Source organism: Palleronia sp. (assembly GCF_042089775.1).
Lineage (GTDB): Bacteria > Pseudomonadota > Alphaproteobacteria > Rhodobacterales > Rhodobacteraceae > Palleronia.
In genome coordinates, this window is sequence record NZ_JBELKF010000008.1 from 1 (window position 1) to 18,163 (window position 18,163).

Annotated in this window: 18 protein-coding genes; 8 read left to right on the forward strand and 10 right to left on the reverse strand. The window is 67.1% G+C overall.

Annotation, left to right across the window (positions count from 1 at the left end):
- Positions 1 to 424: 424 nt before the first annotated feature.
- Positions 425 to 781, forward strand: a complete 357-nt coding sequence (locus ACFDS3_RS03640) for a hypothetical protein (RefSeq protein WP_375260982.1) — start codon at positions 425 to 427, stop codon at positions 779 to 781.
- Between the two features lie 659 nt (positions 782 to 1,440).
- Here ACFDS3_RS03640 and ACFDS3_RS03645 read toward each other — a convergent pair.
- The 3 genes from ACFDS3_RS03645 to ACFDS3_RS03655 all read right to left on the reverse strand — a co-directional run bounded on the left by ACFDS3_RS03645 (position 1,441) and on the right by ACFDS3_RS03655 (position 2,660).
- A complete protein-coding gene (locus ACFDS3_RS03645; protein WP_375260983.1) occupies positions 1,441 to 1,605 on the reverse strand; it encodes a YdcH family protein in 165 nt (54 codons plus the stop codon).
- Between the two features lie 103 nt (positions 1,606 to 1,708).
- On the reverse strand, positions 1,709 to 2,464 hold the full coding sequence (locus ACFDS3_RS03650) for a tRNA1(Val) (adenine(37)-N6)-methyltransferase (RefSeq protein WP_375260984.1): 756 nt from the start codon (positions 2,462 to 2,464) through the stop codon (positions 1,709 to 1,711).
- Entirely contained in the window at positions 2,445 to 2,660 is a 216-nt protein-coding gene (locus ACFDS3_RS03655) for a DUF2007 domain-containing protein (RefSeq protein ID WP_375260985.1), read from the reverse strand. Before ACFDS3_RS03655 ends, ACFDS3_RS03650 begins: the two co-directional genes overlap by 20 nt.
- 45 nt (positions 2,661 to 2,705) lie before the next feature.
- On the opposite strand from ACFDS3_RS03655, the gene ACFDS3_RS03660 reads away from it, so the two are divergent.
- On the forward strand, positions 2,706 to 3,692 hold the full coding sequence (locus ACFDS3_RS03660; RefSeq protein ID WP_375260986.1) for a polyprenyl synthetase family protein: 987 nt from the start codon (positions 2,706 to 2,708) through the stop codon (positions 3,690 to 3,692).
- 5 nt (positions 3,693 to 3,697) lie between these two features.
- On the opposite strand, the gene ACFDS3_RS03665 is transcribed toward ACFDS3_RS03660, so the two are convergent.
- The 3 genes from ACFDS3_RS03665 to ACFDS3_RS03675 all read right to left on the reverse strand — a co-directional run bounded on the left by ACFDS3_RS03665 (position 3,698) and on the right by ACFDS3_RS03675 (position 7,950).
- The gene (locus ACFDS3_RS03665; protein WP_375260987.1) at positions 3,698 to 4,528 is read right to left on the reverse strand and encodes a 4-(cytidine 5'-diphospho)-2-C-methyl-D-erythritol kinase; all 831 of its coding nucleotides are present in this window, start codon (positions 4,526 to 4,528) and stop codon (positions 3,698 to 3,700) included.
- A complete protein-coding gene (locus tag ACFDS3_RS03670) occupies positions 4,518 to 6,206 on the reverse strand; it encodes a tetratricopeptide repeat protein (protein WP_375260988.1) in 1,689 nt (562 codons plus the stop codon). Before ACFDS3_RS03670 ends, ACFDS3_RS03665 begins: the two co-directional genes overlap by 11 nt.
- 91 nt (positions 6,207 to 6,297) lie before the next feature.
- On the reverse strand, positions 6,298 to 7,950 hold the full coding sequence (locus tag ACFDS3_RS03675) for a 4Fe-4S dicluster domain-containing protein (protein WP_375260989.1): 1,653 nt from the start codon (positions 7,948 to 7,950) through the stop codon (positions 6,298 to 6,300).
- 209 nt (positions 7,951 to 8,159) lie between these two features.
- Here ACFDS3_RS03675 and greA point away from each other — a divergent pair, with 209 nt between their 5' ends.
- Positions 8,160 to 8,630, forward strand: a complete 471-nt coding sequence (gene greA, locus ACFDS3_RS03680; protein ID WP_375260990.1) for a transcription elongation factor GreA — start codon at positions 8,160 to 8,162, stop codon at positions 8,628 to 8,630.
- Positions 8,631 to 8,637: 7 nt separating this feature from the next.
- The gene (locus ACFDS3_RS03685; RefSeq protein ID WP_375260991.1) at positions 8,638 to 9,546 is read left to right on the forward strand and encodes a hypothetical protein; all 909 of its coding nucleotides are present in this window, start codon (positions 8,638 to 8,640) and stop codon (positions 9,544 to 9,546) included.
- Between the two features lie 23 nt (positions 9,547 to 9,569).
- On the opposite strand, the gene ACFDS3_RS03690 is transcribed toward ACFDS3_RS03685, so the two are convergent.
- The 3 genes from ACFDS3_RS03690 to rpsU form a co-directional block, all read right to left on the reverse strand.
- Positions 9,570 to 12,140, reverse strand: a complete 2,571-nt coding sequence (locus ACFDS3_RS03690; RefSeq protein ID WP_375260992.1) for a TIGR02302 family protein — start codon at positions 12,138 to 12,140, stop codon at positions 9,570 to 9,572.
- Positions 12,141 to 12,190: 50 nt separating this feature from the next.
- Positions 12,191 to 13,456, reverse strand: a complete 1,266-nt coding sequence (gene lysA / locus ACFDS3_RS03695; RefSeq protein WP_375260993.1) for a diaminopimelate decarboxylase — start codon at positions 13,454 to 13,456, stop codon at positions 12,191 to 12,193.
- A gap of 160 nt (positions 13,457 to 13,616) precedes the next feature.
- Positions 13,617 to 13,823 (reverse strand): 30S ribosomal protein S21, encoded by a 207-nt coding sequence (gene rpsU, locus ACFDS3_RS03700; RefSeq protein WP_007426337.1) that lies wholly within the window; start codon positions 13,821 to 13,823, stop codon positions 13,617 to 13,619.
- Between the two features lie 108 nt (positions 13,824 to 13,931).
- On the opposite strand from rpsU, the gene ACFDS3_RS03705 reads away from it, so the two are divergent.
- From ACFDS3_RS03705 to ACFDS3_RS03715, 3 genes are read left to right on the forward strand one after another with little or no spacing between them, the layout of a single operon-like run.
- The gene (locus ACFDS3_RS03705) at positions 13,932 to 14,609 is read left to right on the forward strand and encodes a COQ9 family protein (RefSeq protein WP_375260994.1); all 678 of its coding nucleotides are present in this window, start codon (positions 13,932 to 13,934) and stop codon (positions 14,607 to 14,609) included.
- Positions 14,610 to 14,622: 13 nt separating this feature from the next.
- Complete coding sequence (locus ACFDS3_RS03710; protein ID WP_375260995.1) at positions 14,623 to 15,609, forward strand: NAD(P)H-quinone oxidoreductase; 987 nt, start codon at positions 14,623 to 14,625, stop codon at positions 15,607 to 15,609.
- 41 nt (positions 15,610 to 15,650) lie between these two features.
- Complete coding sequence (locus ACFDS3_RS03715) at positions 15,651 to 16,637, forward strand: serine hydrolase domain-containing protein (RefSeq protein ID WP_375260996.1); 987 nt, start codon at positions 15,651 to 15,653, stop codon at positions 16,635 to 16,637.
- Here ACFDS3_RS03715 and ACFDS3_RS03720 read toward each other — a convergent pair.
- On the reverse strand, positions 16,634 to 17,257 hold the full coding sequence (locus ACFDS3_RS03720; RefSeq protein WP_375260997.1) for a ribonuclease T: 624 nt from the start codon (positions 17,255 to 17,257) through the stop codon (positions 16,634 to 16,636). The genes ACFDS3_RS03715 and ACFDS3_RS03720 overlap by 4 nt on opposite strands.
- 138 nt (positions 17,258 to 17,395) lie before the next feature.
- Here ACFDS3_RS03720 and ACFDS3_RS03725 point away from each other — a divergent pair, with 138 nt between their 5' ends.
- Positions 17,396 to 18,163 (forward strand): DUF1013 domain-containing protein, encoded by a 768-nt coding sequence (locus ACFDS3_RS03725; RefSeq protein WP_375260998.1) that lies wholly within the window; start codon positions 17,396 to 17,398, stop codon positions 18,161 to 18,163.

Consider the following 18,163-nt stretch of genomic DNA (forward strand, 5'->3'; position numbering starts at 1 on the left):
GAAGATCTGGCCTCCCCTACCGCGACATCTACCGGCATATCGACTTCTACCACGACCGGGTCAGGAGCTTCGTGGTGCGCCGGGAAGGACTTCTCCCGGGGTCGACTTCGCCAAGGTGGGCTCCCGCTTCGCCACGGACAGCCAGGCGCTGACGGTGAACTGGCCCAGCCGGAAGCGCCGCTTGCCGGTGGTGTTCCAACATCTCTGCACCGGGCATTACGCCCGGGTTTCACAATGGAGGCGTCATTCCAGTTCGACCCGGAGATTTCGCCAGCAGAAGCCGAAGCCTGGTCCCTGGCGTCGAACGAAGATCAGGTCTCGACTGCGTTTCGGCGCGCCATGCCCGCATCTGGACGAAAGCCGAGTTCGACGCCCATCTTGTTCGCCTCGCGAAGGCTTCGGGCCTGACCCGGAGGAATATGGATTGCCGGCCACCGGCAGGATGCTGCGCTACGACATGATGCAGTTCGCCTACGCGATGCGCCTGCGCGACTACATCGGCGACACTGACGCGCCTCTGATCTTCGTGATGGACGGGGATGCTGGACTGAAGCAGTCGTTCGCGACCGTCTTCCAGCCGGAGGTCTCAGCCGGGCGCGTGCATCTCGCCGTCATCGACTTCGGGAAAGCGATGACGAACGACATGCGGAACTTTGTCGTCGCCGAGAGCCGCACCGACCTCTGTGCTTCAACAGGACTGGCTCCGGCCGAACTGAACCCGGTCCCGGCAAACGTCCACGCCGGGATCGTCGACAAGGAAGTCGCTGTGCACCTCGCCTGAGAGGCGATCGGCGAGCGGTTCGAGTATCCATTTCCCATGAAGAGCGGATCGACCTCGCACGGGGCCGCGTGCATGAAAGGGATCTACTATAGCCGTTATCGGCTGCGAAGAAACGATCGGATTTCCCTCCAGCACCCAACAGTGCGTGGCAGGGTGCCAGCGAATATCTATCGCCTGAGGTGATGGTGTCTGGAAGATCTGAGGGTCGATCCTTGGGCGCGACGGGATGACGCGGAGGAGGCCGACCTCCGCTGACCAGCCCGATCTCGCGGAAAGGAAACAGACCACTTGATCTCTGACGACCGACAACCCTGGTCGACCTTGTGCATCTCCGCTCTGCGGGTCGCCTTGCTCAACAAGACCATCCGCCGCCTGCCTGCTCGCAAGAGCTCATAGGCGCTACAAGAAAGGAGCGCCAACCCGGCGGCGGGCGCCCCCGATCCAAAAAACCCGATCACGAACCTTTCAGACTTCCGCGAACTTCGGCGGGCCAACGCCTACGTCCAGTTTTGCGTGGTCTTCGAGATCACTTGATGACCCCTGACATGCACCAGATAGGTTCGATCAACGGTCCACAAAATCAAGAACGCGTGCATCAACATCTATCGGCAGGGGCTGGCCCTCGGGGGCGGCCTTTCTCGCTCAGGGAGAGTGGTCGATCAGTGCGTAAGGCGCTCGATCTGTTCCTTGAGTCGGAGTTTCTGACGTTTCTTCTGTTTCAGCTCGGATTCATCGAAGGCTGGGCGGCGTTGTGCGGCCTCCACTTCCGCCGCCAGTGCTTGGTGTTTCCTGCGCAGTTCCTGAACGTGCGAGCTTACAGACATCGTCACCTCCGTTGCTGTGGTCCTTAGAAGATAAGCACCCTTTCGCCGTCTGTCATCTGTGCGTCACAATCATTTCCCACAGTTCGCATTATTTTGCCGAAAGTTATTCCCAAGGTGCTCCCGCCCTGAGCAGAGCCCGCGCGGCGGCGCTGAAATCGTCACCATCGGCGGTGTGCTGCGCGCCCTCGTGCAGGACCAGAGGGGCCTCCACCCGCGCGGGCGAGCGTCCGCCCTTGATTCCCTCGACCACGACAAGCGCGGCTGGACGCTCGGCTCTTGGTTGCACGGGGCGCAGGCGGAGGCTGCCGAGGACGGGGTGCATCGCGGCGATCAGGTCGGGCAGGCGGTCGGCCTTCTGGATCACGCTCATCACGCCACGCGGTTCGAGGCGCCGTGCCCCGGCGGCGACCCAGGCGGCGAGTGCCACGGTCTCGCCGAACGCCGTCTCGCGCGGGGAGTCGGGCGAGGGCGTGCCGGTGCGCCGGTCGAAATAGGGTGGGTTCGCGATGACCCGGTCGAAGCGCCGCGCCCTGAGCGCCGGGGGCATGTGCACCACGTCGCCCCCGTGGATGGTCGCCGAGATCCCGTTCCGCGCCGCGTTCTCACGCGCCAGGGCCGCATAGGCCGGCTGTAGCTCGAGTCCGTGCAGGTCCAGCCCCTCGACCCGTGCCGCCAGGCACAACATTGCCGCCCCCGCGCCACAGCCGAGGTCCAGCACGCTCTGCCCCGGCCGGGCCTGCACGCTTGCTGCCAGAAGCACCGGGTCCACCCCGGCGCGGTAGCCGCGGCGGAACTGGCCGAGGATCAGTCGCCCCCCGAGGAAGGCATCCTGCGTGAGGCTATCGCCCGAGATCGACATCGTTGTCGCGCAGGATTGCGGTGGCGATGAAATGATCCCGGTCGGCCACCATCAGCCGACGCGGCAGTATGCCCAGTGATCCCTCGATCATGCTCGTATGGACGTCGAACTCGAACACCTCTATCCCCTCGCCCGACAGCAGGGCCTTGGCGAAGGCGATCGTGGCGAGATCGTTGGAGCGTATGAGTTCTTTCATGGCATCGAGGTAACCGCGGCTGCGGGTCGGCGAAAGAGGCAAGACATGGATGTACGAGCGAAACCGCATGAGCAGCTGGCCGAGGCGCTGTCGGTTCCGCTCTCGCAGGTCGACGCCCTGATCCGGGCGCGCATGTCCTCGGAGAACGCCCCGCGCATCCCCGAGGTGACGCAGCACCTCGTCAGCGCGGGGGGCAAGCGCATCCGCCCGATGCTGACCATCGCCTCGGCGCGGTTGCTTGGCTACCCGGGCCCCTACGACGTCCACCTCGCGGCGACGGTCGAGTTCATCCACACGGCCACCCTTCTGCATGACGACGTTGTGGACGAATCGTCGCAACGTCGCGGGCGTCCGACGGCGAACCTGCTCTGGGACAACAAGTCGAGCGTGCTGGTCGGCGACTACCTCTTCGCCCGGTCCTTCCAGCTGATGGTCGAGACGGGCTCGCTCCGGGTGCTCGACATCCTTGCCAACGCGGCCGCGACCATCGCCGAGGGCGAGGTGCTGCAGCTGACCGCGATGAGCGATCTCAGCACGGGCGAGGACACCTATCTGAAGATCGTGCGGGGCAAGACCGCGGCGCTGTTCTCGGCCGCGACCGAGGCCGGCGGCGTGATCGCCGACGCGTCCGAAGATCAGATCCGCGCGCTGCATATCTATGGCGACGCCCTGGGCATCGCATTTCAGATGGCCGACGACGTGATCGACTGGCTGGACGAGACCGGCAAGCGCGTGGGCGATGACTTTCGCGAGCGCAAGATGACCCTTCCCGTCATCCGCGCCGTCGCTGCCGCGGAAGGCGGCGAGGACTGGGCATTCTGGGCGCGCACCATCGGCAAGGGCCGGCAGGAGGACGGAGACCTCGAGCGGGCGCACCGCTTGCTGGTCGAGACGGGGGCGCTGCGATCGACGCAAGAGACGGCGCTCGGCTGGGCCGGGACGGCGCAGGCGGCGCTGCGTGAGCTACCCGAGGCGCCGCTGCGCGACATGCTGCACGATCTTGCCGACTTCGTCGTCGCGCGGCTGCGCTAGAGCGTCTAGCGGCCAATGCCCGACGTCTGGACCCACCAATCGGGCTGTGCCGCACGGATCGCGTCGGCCGCGGCACTGGCCTCGGGCGCGGTTTCGTAGAGGCCGAAGCAGGTCGCGCCCGAGCCTGACATCCGTGCCAGCAGACAGCCTTCGGTGGCGCCGATCTGCGCCAAGGACACGCCGATCGCCGGCTCCAGAGCCCGCGCCGGTTCTTCCAGATCATTGCGCGTACCGGCAAGCCAGTTTGCGAGCGCGGGGGCGTCCGACCACTTCACGGGCTCGGGCAGGGGGGCGTTGTCCTTCACCGTGAGCGCGGCATAGACGCCGCCGGTCGAGACGTGGCGACCGGCATTCACCAGGACAAGCCAAGCGGGCGGCAGGTCGGGCAGGGCAGAGAGGTCCTCGCCGATCCCGCGCATCCGGGCTGGCTGGCCCGCAAGGCAGACCGGCAGGTCGGCGCCGAGGGACAGCACGTCGTTCGGAATTTTTCGCCCGTCCAAGGCGTGCAGCGCCTGCAACGTGGCCGCGGCATCGGCCGAACCGCCCCCTAGGCCCGCCGCAATGGGCAGGCGCTTGGTCAGTGTCAGGTGGGCCGGCGGCCCTTCGGTCAGCCGCGCAGCCCGCGTCACGAGGTTGGGCGCGTCGGGATCAAGGCCATGCGCGAAGGGCCCGTCGATCGTCAGCTGCCAATCGTCTGCCCCGGCCTCGGCCGCGGCGGTGTCGCCGACATCGGCGAACACGACGATAGAGTCCAGCAGGTGATATCCGTCCGCCCGCTGGCCGGTCACGTGGAGCGCGAGGTTGACCTTCGCGGGCGCGAAGGCCTCAGCCGCCATTGGCCACCCTCTGTTGCGGCTCGCCTTCCTCTTCCAGCACCTGGTCGAGCCCGACCTCGATCTTGCGGCGGATGCGCTCGGGGTCGACGTCCTCGGGGCTGTCGCCCACGAAGCTGAGCGCGCGCTGCCACTGGAACCGCGCCTCGAGCTTGCGGCCCGCTGTCCAGAGCACGTCGCCCAGGTGGTCGTTCACGACCGGATCGACGGGCATCAGTTCGACCGCGCGCTCCATGGGATCGACGGCTTCCTCGTAGCGGCCAGCGCGGTAGAGGCCCCAGCCAAGGCTGTCGACGATAGCACCGGAATTGGGCGCGGCGGCCACGGCACGCTCGATCATGTCGAGCGCCTCTTCCAGATCGTCGCCGCGTTCGAGCATCGAGTAGCCGAGGTAGTTCAGCACCTGCGGCTGATTGGGGTTCAGCTCGAGAGCAGTCTCGAAATCGGCCTTGGCGGCCGTCCAGTCGTCAAGACGCTCGGCAGTGATCGCACGGGCGAAATAGACGATCCACTGGCCCGGCTCGGCCTCGTCGAACAGCGCGATGGCCTCGTCGTAGGCCGCGCGCGCTTTCTCGTAGCGGCCGTCCTCGCGCAGCGCGTCGCCGAGAGAGATATGGACGAGTGCCTCGTCCTCGTACTCCTGGGCGAGCTGCTGCATGACCTCGATGCTCTGGTCGAGCTGCCCTTCGGACCGCAGAGCCTCGGCCCGCCCAAGCTCGGCGGTGACGAAAGCGGGGTTTTCCGCAGGCACGTTGCCGTAGGTCGAAATCGCGAGGCCGTATTGCCCCATCTCTTCGAACAGCAGGGCGGAGAGCAGCGTCGCCTCTATATGGTCGGGGCGCAGGTATTCGGCCACACGGGAATAGAGCAGCGCGTAGCTGGGTGCGGTCTCGCCCACGACCGTGTTGGCGATGTCGAAGGCGACTTCGGCCATGCCAGCGCGCGCGTCGGGCGCCACAGTGAATTCGACCGGCTCGCCATCGGCGAGTTCGTCGTAGGTGTCGCTGAGCGTGATGTCGAAATCCGAACCGGCCTCTTCTTCCAGAAGAGCGCGCGCCTCGTCGGCGCGTCCCATCTGCGACAGGATCTGCGCCTCGGCCTTGAGGGCGCGACGCGTCAGGCGAACGCCTTCGTTCGCCGTAAGCACGTTGGCGGCGTTCTCGAACTGGCCGAGCGAGGCGAGGGCGAGTGCCTTGTGATAGACGCCGAACACGCCCACCCCGTCCTGCTGGGCCACTTCGTCGAACGCGGCAAGCGCGTCCTCGGTCCGGTCGAGGCCGATCAGAGACCAGGCGCGCGCGAGGCCATCGTAGAGAGGACCGACCGTCAGCCCCTCGTCGAGCGCGTCGATCACCCCCTGCCAGTCGCCCTCTCCGGCCCGCTCGGTCAGCACGGCCAGGGCAGCGACCTGGCTGGTGCCGTCATTCTCGATCAGGCGCTCAGCCACGGTGGCGGCGCGGTCGAACTCCAGCAGCGACATCTGCGCGCCGGCCAGCGATTCCAGCAGCGCGAGGTTCTCGCCGTCACGTGACAGCGCCTCGGATAGGTAGCGTTCGGCGGCCGAGAAATCGTCGGCCAACTGCGCCGAGCGACCGGCGAGGTACGCCCCCGCGTCCGGCTCGGCCAAGCCGGGCAGGGCCAGGCCGGCCAGACCGGCGGCTAGAATGGCTGTGCGGAACATGCGGGATCCTTCTGCGCTCGTTACCCCGCAGAGTAGAGCCCGCGCCCCCGAAGGGCAATCGCGGCACCCCGTCCGGGGCGCCGCAATCCGCTCACATGTTCGGGTAGTTCGGCCCGTCGCCGCCCTGCGGCGTGGTCCAGACGATGTTCTGGGACGGGTCCTTGATGTCGCAAGTCTTGCAGTGGACGCAGTTCTGGAAGTTGATGACGAACCGGTCCTGCCCCGTGCCTTCGTCCTTGACAAATTCGTACACGCCCGCGGGGCAATAGCGTTGCGACAGGCCCGCATATTTCGGCAGGTTCACCTGCACCGGGATGTCGGGGTCCTTCAGCTTCAGGTGCGAGGGCTGACTTTCTTCGTGGTTGGTGTTCGCGAAGGAAACGTTGGTCAGCCGGTCGAAGCTGAGCTTGCCGTCGGGCTTGGGATAGTCGATCACCTTGTGCTTGCCGGCGTCCTCGGTCGCCTGCGCGTCCGTCTTGCCGTGCTTCATCGTCCCCAGCAGCGAAAAGCCGAAGCGGTTGGTCCACATGTCGAACCCGCCAAGCGCCAGCGAAGCGTTCAGGCCGTATTTCGACCAGATCGGCTTGACGTTGCGGACGGGTTTGAGGTCCTTGCCGATGGGGCCGTCGCGCACGTCGCGGTCGTATTCTTCCAGCACGTCGCGGCTGCGCCCGGACTCGATCGCGGAGTGGGCGGCTTCGGCCGCCGCCTTGCCCGAGAGCATGGCGTTGTGGTTGCCCTTGATGCGCGGAACGTTGACCATGCCCGCCGCACAGCCCAGCAGCGCGCCCCCGGGGAAGGCGGTTTTCGGCAAGGACTGCCAGCCGCCCTCGGTGATCGCCCGCGCGCCGTAGCTGACGCGCTTGCCGCCTTCGAGCAGGTCCTTGACGTAAGGGTGGTGCTTGAACTGCTGGAACGACAGGTAGGGGTTCACGTGCGGGTTGGCGTAGCCCAGGTGCACGACGAAGCCGACATAGACCTGGTTGTCGTCGAGGTGGTAGATGAACGATCCGCCGCCCGCATTCGACCCTAGCGGCCAGCCCATCGTGTGGACGACACGGCCGGGGGAGTGCTTCTCGGGGTCGATCTCCCACAGCTCCTTCATGCCGAGGCCGAACTTCTGGAAGTCCGAGTCCTTGTCGAGGCCGAACTTGGCAATGACCTGCTTGGACAACGACCCGCGCACGCCTTCGCCGAGGAAGACGTACTTGCCGTGCAACTCCATCCCCGGCTCATAGCCCGGACCTTCGGTGCCGTCGGCGTTGCGGCCGAACTCACCCGCCACGACGCCTTTGACGGTGCCGTCCTCGTGGTACACCAGTTCGGAGCAGGCCATGCCAGGGAAGATCTCGACCCCCAGCTCTTCGGCCTGTTCGGCCAGCCAGCGGCAGACATTGCCCATCGAGACGATGTAGTTGCCGTGGTTGTTCATCATCGGCGGCATCAGCTTGGTCGGAACCGAGACCTTGCCGCCTTCGCCGAGATAGAAGAACTTGTCCTCCGTCACCGGCACGTTCAGCGGAGCGCCCTTTTCCTTCCAGTCCGGGATCAGCGCGTCGAGGCCGACCGGGTCGAGCACGGCGCCCGACAGGATATGCGCGCCGACCTCCGAGCCCTTCTCGAGCACGACGACCTCGCGCGCGGGGTCGAGCTGCTTGAGGCGGATCGCCGCCGAAAGCCCCGCTGGCCCGGCGCCGACGATCACCACGTCGTATTCCATTGCTTCGCGCGTCGTCTCGGTCATCTCGTGCTCCTCCGAATGCCGTGGGGCGTTTGGGTGAATATCCGCGGATCGCGCGGGAATTCAATTGCAACACGGCGTTACGGCGCAGGTGCGCTCGCGCTGCAGCGGGTGCTTTCGCCTGTTGCGAGGGTATGTCAGGATGCCCGCGACATCGACGATTGCAACCGACGCACCCGGGGCCGGGGGCGCCGAAGCTCCATTGGGGAAACATGGAAAAGATACCGCTGACCCGCAACGGACAGGCCGCACTGAACGCAGAATTGAAGCGCCTGAAGTCCAGGGACCGCCCCGAGATCATCCAGGCGATCGCCGAGGCGCGCGAGCACGGCGATCTGTCCGAGAACGCCGAGTATCACTCCGCCAAGGAAAAGCAGTCCTTCATCGAGGGCCGCATCAAGGAAATCGAGGGCATCCTTGCTCGCGCCGATGTGATTGACACGTCGAAGCTGTCCGGCCCGATCAAGTTCGGCGCGACGGTCAAGATCGTGGACGAGGACACCGACGAGGAAAAGACCTACCAGATCGTCGGGGAGCCCGAGGCCAACCTCGAGGCAGGGAAGCTCAACATGAAATCCCCGCTCGCGCGTGCGCTGATCGGCAAGGAAGAAGGCGACAGCATCGAGGTCCGCACACCGGGCGGCGAGAAATCCTACGAAATCCTGTCCATCAGCTATAGCTGAAATGGCAATGCGCCTTCAGGACGACGGCGACGGTTCGGCCCTGCGCGGCCAGCTCGTCGCATGGGTCGCCACGATCGTCTGGCTGGGAATCTCGGCCATCGTTCTCTTCGGCTTCACCGGGGGTGAGGCCGACCTGGATCCGCTGCGCGTCCTGATGGTGCCTGTCGCCGTGCTGGGGCCGATCGCGCTGATCTGGATGGCCGCGATCCTGGTGCACCGGCTCGACGCCCTGACCCGCGAGATCGCGCGTATGTCGGGAGAGCGGCGGGGGGCGCCGGACCTTGCCGCGCTGGAAAAGAAGCTCGACGCGGCGCTTGCGACCCGCCCGCGGGTCCAGACGGCGATGCCGGCCGGGGTTGCACCGCAGCCGCGCCCGGCCACCGCGACGGCGTCCCACCAGCAGCAGACGCTGGCGCTGGAGCCGACTGATCCTTCCGCCGGACCCGAGATGCCGGTCGCCGAGCTGATCACGGCCCTGCATTTCCCGCAGGATGCCCAGGACGAGGTCGGCTTCCGCGCATTGCGCCGCGCGCTGCGCGATCACCAGAGCAAGGTCGTCGTGACCGCTGCGCAGGATCTCCTGACGCTTCTGAGCCAACAGGGGCTCTACATGGACGATCTGACGGTCGAGCGTGCGCGCCCCGAGCTGTGGCGGCGGTTCGCGCATGGCGAGCGCGGCGCGTCCATCGGGGCGGTTGGCGGCGTGCGGGATGACGAGATGGTTGCGCTGGTCACGCAAAGGCTGCGGGCGGACGCGATCTTCCGGGACGTGGCGCTGCATTTCCTGCGGGTGTTCGACCAGCTCCTCGACCGGATCGAGCCGCGCCTGACCGATGGTGAGATCGTGCAGCTCGCAGACACCCGCACCGCGCGCAGCTTCATGCTCGTCGGTCGCGCCATGGGGACGTTCGACTGACCGGGTAGCGTCCGCGCCGGGTGCTAAAACCGCTCCAGCAGGCGGCGCAGGTAGTCCAGCTCGCGCTCCGGGCGGTCCTGTTCCCCAGAACGGCGGCGGATTTCGCCCAGCAGTTCCTCGGCCCGGCGGCGTACCTCGTCCTGCCCCGTCAGCTGCTGGTCCGAGCCCATCTGCCCGCTCTCACCGGCCTGCCGTCCAAGCGGGTCGCGGGACTGGCCGCCCGGTGCGCCCTGCGCCTGTCCCTGCGATTGACCCCGGCCTTGCTGCTGCTCTTGCGCGATTGCTTCGCCGAGGTTTCGCATCCCCTCGCGTAGAGCTTCTAGCGCCTCGGCCTGCCGGTCGAGTGCTCCGGGCGTGTCGCCCTCGCGCAGGGCCTCTTCAGCCCCCTCCATGGCGCTGTCGGCGCGCCCAAGCGCCTCGCGCGCGGCCTCGCCCTCTTCGGTGCCCGCACCGGGCAAATCGCCACGCTGCCGATTCAACTCCTGGCGCAAGGCCTGCTGTCGGTCGGCAAGGCTTTGCTCGCCGCCCTGGCCCTGCTCAGTGCCTTGTCCCTGACCCGGCTGCTGCCCTTGGCCCTGCTGACCCTGACCTCGCGAACCCTGCTGCCCCTGGCCTTGTTGGCTCGGCCTCCCTTCTTGACCCTGTTGACCTTGCTGCCCAGGCTGCTGGCCCTCCTGCATGTCGCGGAAGCTGTCGTCGGATAACTCCTGCTGGTCGCGCAGGGTGTCCTGCAGGCCCTCCATGGCCTGCTGACCCTCGCCCTGCTGGCGCTGCTGCCCTTGGGTCACGCGCATGTTCTCGAGCATGCGGTTCAGCTGCTCCATCAGCCGCTGCGCCTCGGCCATGCGGTCCTCTTCCATGAGGCGCTGGATCTCGTCCATCATCTCCTGCAGCTGGTCGCCAGTCATCTCCTGCATCTCGCCCTGGGCCTGCTGCTGGTCGCCCTGCTCCTGCCCCTCGCGGGCGAGCTGTTCGATGTAGTCGTTCATCGCCTCGCGCATTTCCTGCATCAGCTCGGCGATCTCGGCATCGTCGGCGCCGTTCTCCATCGCTTCGGACAGGCGGTCCTGCGCGCGCTCCAACCGTTCGCGTGCGTCGTTCAGGTCTCCGAATTCGATCTCCTGCGCGATGGCCCAGAGCTCGGCCGCGATCTCGTCCTGCTGCTCCGCGGTCAGCGGCGCGACGTCGAGTCCCGCTTCGAGCCGCCGGATCAGGACGCGCAGGCGGAGATATAGCGTCTCGGACGGAAACAGTCCCGCCGGCTGCCATGACACGGCGCGCAGCACGTCGGCGACGCGGCGGGCATTATCACGCGACCACAGAAGGTCGCGGCGCTGCTCGACGAGGGCCTGTGCCAACGGATCGAAGTAGCGCTGGCCAGCGAGGTCCATCTCGTAGGGCTGCGACCGGCCGGTCTGGCCGCGCTCGTCCTCGACCTCGTAGGTGATGGTCACGGGCAGGTTGGCCCAGGGGTGTTCCGAGAAGGTTTCGACCAGGGTGCCGGTAAAGTCGGCCCGGTCGCCCGAGATCGGCAGGGGCAGGTCCACCACGATCGGATCGCGCGGGTCGGGAGCGGGGGCGAGGCCATAGCGGCGGTCCACCCGCTCCATGTCGAGCATGATACGTGCCTCTCCTGTCACGACGCCGAAATCGTCGCGTGCGGCAAAGGCCTGGCGGAATTCGCCGCCCGTCGCGCGCTCGGGGTCGCCCGTGACCTCGACCAAAGGGGGCGCGTCCGGGCGCATGGCGACCTGCCAGGCGCGACCGCCAGGGCCGTCGACCTCGATCACGCCCGATTGCGCGACGGGAAAGCCGTGTTGCGGAGCGCTTGCTGGTTCAGGGTCGGTGGTGCCCGAGACGGTCTCGTTCACCGTCAGGTCCCCGACTTCGCCGTAAAGGCGCAGGGTGACCCGGCTGCCCTCGGGCACGTCGATCGAGTCCGCAGGCAGGTCCGCAAGATAGAGCGAGGGCAGGCCGGTATAGGCCGGCGGCTCGATCCAGCCCTCCCACGAGGGACCGCCCGCGGCGGCCTGGCCCCCGCCCGGGGCGATCTGCGTGACGCTTCCGACGTGCCAGAACGACCCGAACAGCAGCGCCATCGCGAAGGCCAGAAGGGCGGCGTAGCGCAGGGCGAACGGATCGCGGGCGGCCATCCGCAGGTCCGGGCGCGCGGGCCGGGCGGCACGGATGCGCTCGGCCATGCGGGTGACGTGCGCCTCCCATAGGGCGCGCGAGGCGGGGTCGTTGCCGCCGATCGCCATCTGGTCGGACAGTGCGGCAATGGGGCGGCCGGGGAGGGTGGCGTCGAGCCGGGCGAGCGCCTCGGCCTCGGACGGCCAGCGGAACCGCCGGATGCCGTGCCAGATCGCCCAGGCCGCCGTCACGATCACCCCGAGGGACAGGACCCACGACACCTCGAGCGGAAGCACGTCCTGCAGGCCCATCATCAGGGCCGCGAGCGTGGCGAGGCAGATCGTCCAGAGCGGCCAGAAGGTACGGCTGATCCGCTCCGCGACCATGCCGGCACGGGTCAGGACAAGCGGCCTGCGCAGCCCGGTACGGGCCGCGTCGGGGAGGGGGTGTCTCGGGGTCATGGACCTCCGGCGTCGTCCCGTTCAGCAGGCCCGATGCGGCGAATTCCGCGTTAGAGCCATCCAGGTAGCCTATCGCGCCCCAACATCTCGTCAATCGTGGGGCGAGCGCGGATGACGGCGAATTGATCGCCGCGGACCAGCACCTCGGGCACCAGCGGGCGCGAGTTGTACTCGCTCGCCATCACCGCCGCGTAGGCCCCGGCCGAGCGGAAGGCCAGCAGGTCACCCTCGGCCAGCGGCGGCATCGGGCGGGCGCGGGCGAAGGTGTCACCCGATTCGCAGACCGGGCCGACGACATCCGCCTCCTGCAGCTCGACCCCGGCCTGCGTTTCGTTCAGCGGCACGATGTCGTGGTGCGCGCCATACATCGCGGGGCGGATCAGGTCGTTCATTGCGCCGTCGACGATCAGCCAGCGGCGGTCCGACTCTTCCTTCACGTAAAGCAGCTTGGTCAGCAGGATACCGGCATTGCCCGCGATCAGGCGACCGGGCTCGATCTCGATCTCGCAGCCAAGTTCGCCCACGGTGCGGCGGATCAATGCGCCATATTCGGCCGGGAGGGGAGGGGCCTCGTTGCAGCGGGTATAGGGGATGCCCAGACCCCCGCCGAGGTCCAGCCTGCGGATGTCATGCCCGTCGGCGCGAAGCTGGTGGGTCAGCTCAGCAACCTTCAGGTAGGCCTGCTCGAATGGCTCGAGTGAGGTGAGCTGCGAGCCGATATGCACGTCGATCCCCACCACCTCGATCCCCGGCAGAGAGGCGGCGAGGGCATAGATCTCGCGGGCGCGCTTGATGGGGACGCCGAACTTGTCCGTCTTGCGGCCCGTCGCGATCTTTTCGTGCGTCCGCGCGTCGACATCGGGGTTCACCCGCAGCGCGATCGGCGCAGTGGCGCCGAGGCGGTCGGCCACCTCGGACAGGGTACGCAGCTCGGGCTCGCTTTCGATATTGAACTGGCGGATGCCGCCGGACAGGGCCTCGGCCATCTCTTCGCGGGTCTTGCCGACGCCGGAAAAGACGATGCGGTCGCCGGGAATGCCGGCGGCGCGGGCGCGGGCGTATTCGCCCCCCGACACGACGTCCATTCCCGCGCCCAGATCGCCCAGAAGCTTCAGGATCGCGAGGTTCGACAGCGACTTCATGGCGAAGCACACGAGGTGGTCCATCCCCGACAGCGCCTCGTCGAAAAGCTGGAAATGCCGGGTCAGCGTGGCCGTCGAATAGACGTAGCAGGGGGTGCCGACTGCGGCGGCGATCTCGGCCATGTCCACGTCTTCGGCGTGGAGGCGGCCGCCCTTGTAGTCGAAGTGATCCATGGTGGTCCTCACGCCTCGAAGCGTGGATGCAGTAAGGCGCCGCAAGGCCGGGAACAAGGGGCGGCTTTCTGCCCGAGTGCCGCCGGCCAAGAAAAAACCCCCCGAACGAACGTCCGGAGGGCCTCGATCTTGCAAAGGTTCGGGCAATGCCGAGAGGGCCTTACATCATGCCCTCGCGCTGGGCCTTCTTCCGGGCGAGCTTGCGCTGCCGGCGGATAGCTTCGGCTTTCTCGCGCGCCTTTTTCTCCGAGGGCTTCTCGAAATGCTGCTTGAGCTTCATTTCGCGAAAGACACCCTCACGCTGGAGCTTTTTCTTCAGGGCGCGGAGCGCTTGATCGACATTGTTGTCGCGAACGCTAACCTGCATGTGGTTTTCACCACCTTTCTAAGTCTAGAGTTTCGGATCGTTGCAGGAGGTGGCCTTATACGCGGCCCTCCCTAGTTTGTCTAGCGAAACGAACGCCCCGGAGGTTCCATGGACGATCCCCAGACCAAGATACTCGACGCTGCCCTCGCCCATGTCCCGTTCGACGGGTGGAGCGAGCAGACCCTGAAGCGCGCGGCGTCGGACGCAGGCGTGCCGCTTGCCCAGGCCCGCGGCCTGTTTCCGCGCGGGGCGGTGGACCTCGCCCTGGCGTTTCATCGCCGCGGCGACGCCGAGATGGCCCGGCGCGTCCGCGAAGAGGACATGGCCGAGCTGACCTATTCCGGCCGGGTCGCGCGGGCAATCTGGCTGCGCCTCGCTTCGGTCGACAAGGAGGCCGCTCGCCGCGCCGCAACGCTGTTCGCGCTGCCGATCCACACGGCCGACGGCGCGCGGGCCGTCTGGGGCACCGCGGACGCGATTTGGAGTGCGCTCGGCGACGCGTCCACTGACGGAAACTGGTACACCAAGCGCGCCACGCTGTCAGGGGTCTATGCCTCGGCGGTCCTGTTCTGGCTGGGCGACGATTCGGTCGATCACCAGGAGACCAAGGCCTTCATCGCGCGCCGGATCGACGATGTGATGCGGATCGAGAAGATGAAGAGTGCATTGAACTCGAACCCACTCGGGCGGGCGGTGATGACCGGGCCGAATTTCGTCCTGTCGCGCCTGCGCGCCCCCATCCACCGGCCCAAGGGATTTCCCGGGTCCGTGGCTGACCGGCACTGAAACGGAGCAGACGATGGCAAAGAAGATGCAGGTGGTCGAAATCGCGCAACCCGGAGGCCCCGAAGTCCTGATCCCGGCCGAGCGTGAGGTGCCCGAGCCCGGTGCCGGCGAGGTGCTGATCCGTGTCGCATGGGCGGGGGTGAACCGACCCGATGCGCTGCAGAGGGCAGGGGCCTACAACCCGCCGCCCGACGCCTCGGACCTGCCCGGCCTGGAATGCGCTGGTGAAATCGTCGCGGTCGGCGAAGGCGTCAGCCGTCAGGCCGGGGAGCAGGTCTGTGCCCTGCTCCCCGGCGGGGGGTATGCGCAGTACGTGGTAACTCCGGCCGCGCACTGCCTTCCCATCCCGCGCGGTCTGTCGCTGCGAGAGGCCGCGGCCCTGCCCGAAACCACCTTCACGGTCTGGTCCAATCTGTTCCAGCGCGGCGGGCTGAAAGCGGGGGAGACGGTCCTCGTTCACGGGGGCTCGTCCGGGATCGGGACGACTGCCATCCAGCTTGCCCGGGCGCAGGGCGCGCGCGTTTTGACGACCGCCGGATCGCCCGAGAAGTGCCGCGCCTGCGAGGAACTGGGGGCGGAGCGGGCGATCAACTACCGGGACGAGGACTTCGTCGACGTGGTGAAGGAGTTCGGCGGCGCGGACGTGATCCTCGACATGGTCGGGGGAGACTACATCCCGCGCAACGTGAAGAGTCTCAAGCCCGACGGCCGGCTGGTGATGATCGCATTCCTCGGGGGGCCGAAGGCCGAGCTCAACTTCGCGCAGGTCATGGTCAAGCGCCTGATGCTCACCGGCTCGACCCTCCGCCCGCAGTCGCACAACGCCAAGGCCGCGATCGCGCGGGTCGTTCACGACGAGGTCTGGCCGCTTCTCGAGGCGGGCACGTTCAGGCCGGTCATGGATCAGAGCTTCCCGCTTCACGAGGCCGCGAAGGCCCATGCCCGAATGGAATCGTCGGGCCATATCGGAAAGATCATGCTGGAGGTCGCGGGCGGCTAAGGACCGCCACGCCTTCCGCGCTCCTGATCGAAAGATTGCCGATGCCGACCCGCCGCCTTGTCCTCGCCTCTGCCGGTGCCGCCCTTCTTGCCCCGCAGGTCTTGCGCGCCCAGTCCGGATGGGACGCCGTGGCCGAGCGTGCATCATCGTTCGACCAGCTCTACGCGATTGCTGTCTGGCGGGCGGGCGAACCCGTCCTGCGCCGAGTCATCCGCGGCCCCGGCGAGGGCGCGACCTACAACGTGAAATCCGTTGCAAAGACTTGGGTGGCGTCCCTGCTGGGCGCTGCCATCGACCGGGGCGAGGTGCCGGGCCTCAACGCGACGATCGGCGATCTCGCACCCGGCGTGATCCCCGAAGAGGCCGACCTGGACGTGGCGGGGATCACCGTGGGCCACCTTGCCTCGATGCAGGCGGGGCTCGAACGGACGTCGGGGCCGAACTATGGCGCGTGGATCGCCAGTGGCAACTGGGTGGCCGATGCGCTGTCTCGAGACATGGTGGCAGAGCCGGGCGGCCGGATGCTTTATTCCACAGGCTCGACCCATGTTCTGGGTGCGGTGCTTGCCGAAGCGACCGGCATGACGCTGCTGGAGCAGATGCGCACGAGGCTGGGCGATCCCCTGGACGCATCGATCCCGCCTTGGCTCCGCGACCCGCAGGGGCGATATCTGGGCGGCAACCAGATGGGCCTGACGCTCGATGCGATGCTGCGGTTCGGCGAGATGCACCGCCTTGGCGGGCGGTGGAACGGAGAGCGGGTCCTGTCCGAGGACTGGATTGCCGAAGCGTGGCAGCCACGCACCCGCTCGCCATGGTCGGGGCTGGGCTACGGGCTGGGCTGGTTCCTTGGGCGCGAGGGCGGCCAGGATTTCGCGCTGGCCCGGGGCTACGGCGGCCAGTTGATCGCGGTCGGTTCCGAAATGGTCATGGCCGTCACGTCAGACCCGAACCAGCCGGCCCGGTCCGAGGGCTATTTCGGCAACCTGATGGTCCTCGTCCGCGAGGGGCTGCGCGCGAGCGCCTAGTCGATCGGGTCGAGCAGCGCGTCCGTAAGGCTGCAGTCTTCGATCACGTCCTCACCGCAGCGGCGGGGCATAAGGGTGTCTCGGGCAAGGCAGATGCGCGCTTCCTGAATCCGGTCCGCCCGGCAGGTGATCGTGATCGCGTCGGGAAACAGGGCCGGGTTCGCCTCGAGAAACGCTTCTTCGACCACACGGGCAGGAAGGCGGACGGGCCCCTCTAACTGCCGCAGCACGTCTGGCCGCGTTACTTTGGCGAAGGCCGTGCGGGACAGGGCAAAGTAGTCTTCGGCACTCAGGCCGGAGCACCGGCCATGCTTCTGCCACTCGCGCCAGGCGAGCCCGCCCGTGCCCATGATGTCGGCCATGGCGGCTGTCTCCGTCCGCGACGGATCTCGCGCTGTAGTGGTGCAGTAATCCGGATAGCCCCGCTCGTGCTGCGGCCACAGACCGTGCAGGATCCACCCCAAAGGCCGGTCACATTGCGGCGAACCCTGTGCGGCGCCCTGGCGGGAACACCAGCTGGGCGACCAGCTGAGCGACAGGACATAATAGTCGAATCTGCCGGGCTCTTCGGCCCGGGCCGGCAGGGCGAATGCGACGAGAAGCGCAAGAAGGCGAAACATTTGGCACTTTCCATGTTGCCCAGCCGCGACTATATCCATCCTGAGTTCCCCTACAATGCGAACTTGGCCCGTTTCCCGGGTCGGCCCTTCCCGGGCCACGGACGAGCCATGCGCGCACGACGAAGGAGATGACAGGATATGGCGGACAAACCGATCATGGCGAAGGCCACGGCAGTGTGGCTGGTCGATAACACGACGCTGACCTTCAAGCAGGTCGCCGATTTCTGCGGACTGCACGAACTTGAAGTGCAGGGCATCGCGGACGGTGACGTGGCTGCGGGCGTGAAGGGCTTCGATCCGATCGCGAACAACCAGCTGACGCAGGAAGAGATCGACAAGGCGGAGAAGAACCCGCAGCACAAGCTGAAGCTCAAGTTCAACCCCGCCTCGGTGGGCGAGGAAAAGCGCCGCGGCCCCCGCTACACGCCGCTGTCCAAGCGCCAGGACCGCCCCGCCGCGATCCTGTGGCTGGTCAAGTTCCACCCCGAGCTTGCCGATAGCCAGATTTCCAAGCTGGTGGGCACGACCAAGCCGACGATCCAGTCGATCCGCGAGCGCACGCACTGGAACATCAACAACCTTGAGCCGGTCGACCCGGTGGCGCTTGGCCTGTGCAAGCAGTCCGAGCTGGACCTTGCCGTGCAGAAGGCAGCCGCCAAGCGGGCGCAGGACGGCCAGGTGATGAACGACGACGAGCGACGCAAGCTTGTCTCGACCGAGCAGAGCCTTGCCGGAGAGTCCGAGCCCAAGATGCCCTCGGCCATTTCCGGGCTCGAGCGGTTCAAGCTTTCCGACACCGGCGAAGAGCTGGTCGAGGATGACGACCGCGACGTCAGCGATGCGGAGAGCTTCTTCAACCTCCCCAATGAGGCCGAAGACGACGCCGAAGACGACAAAGAGAGCTAA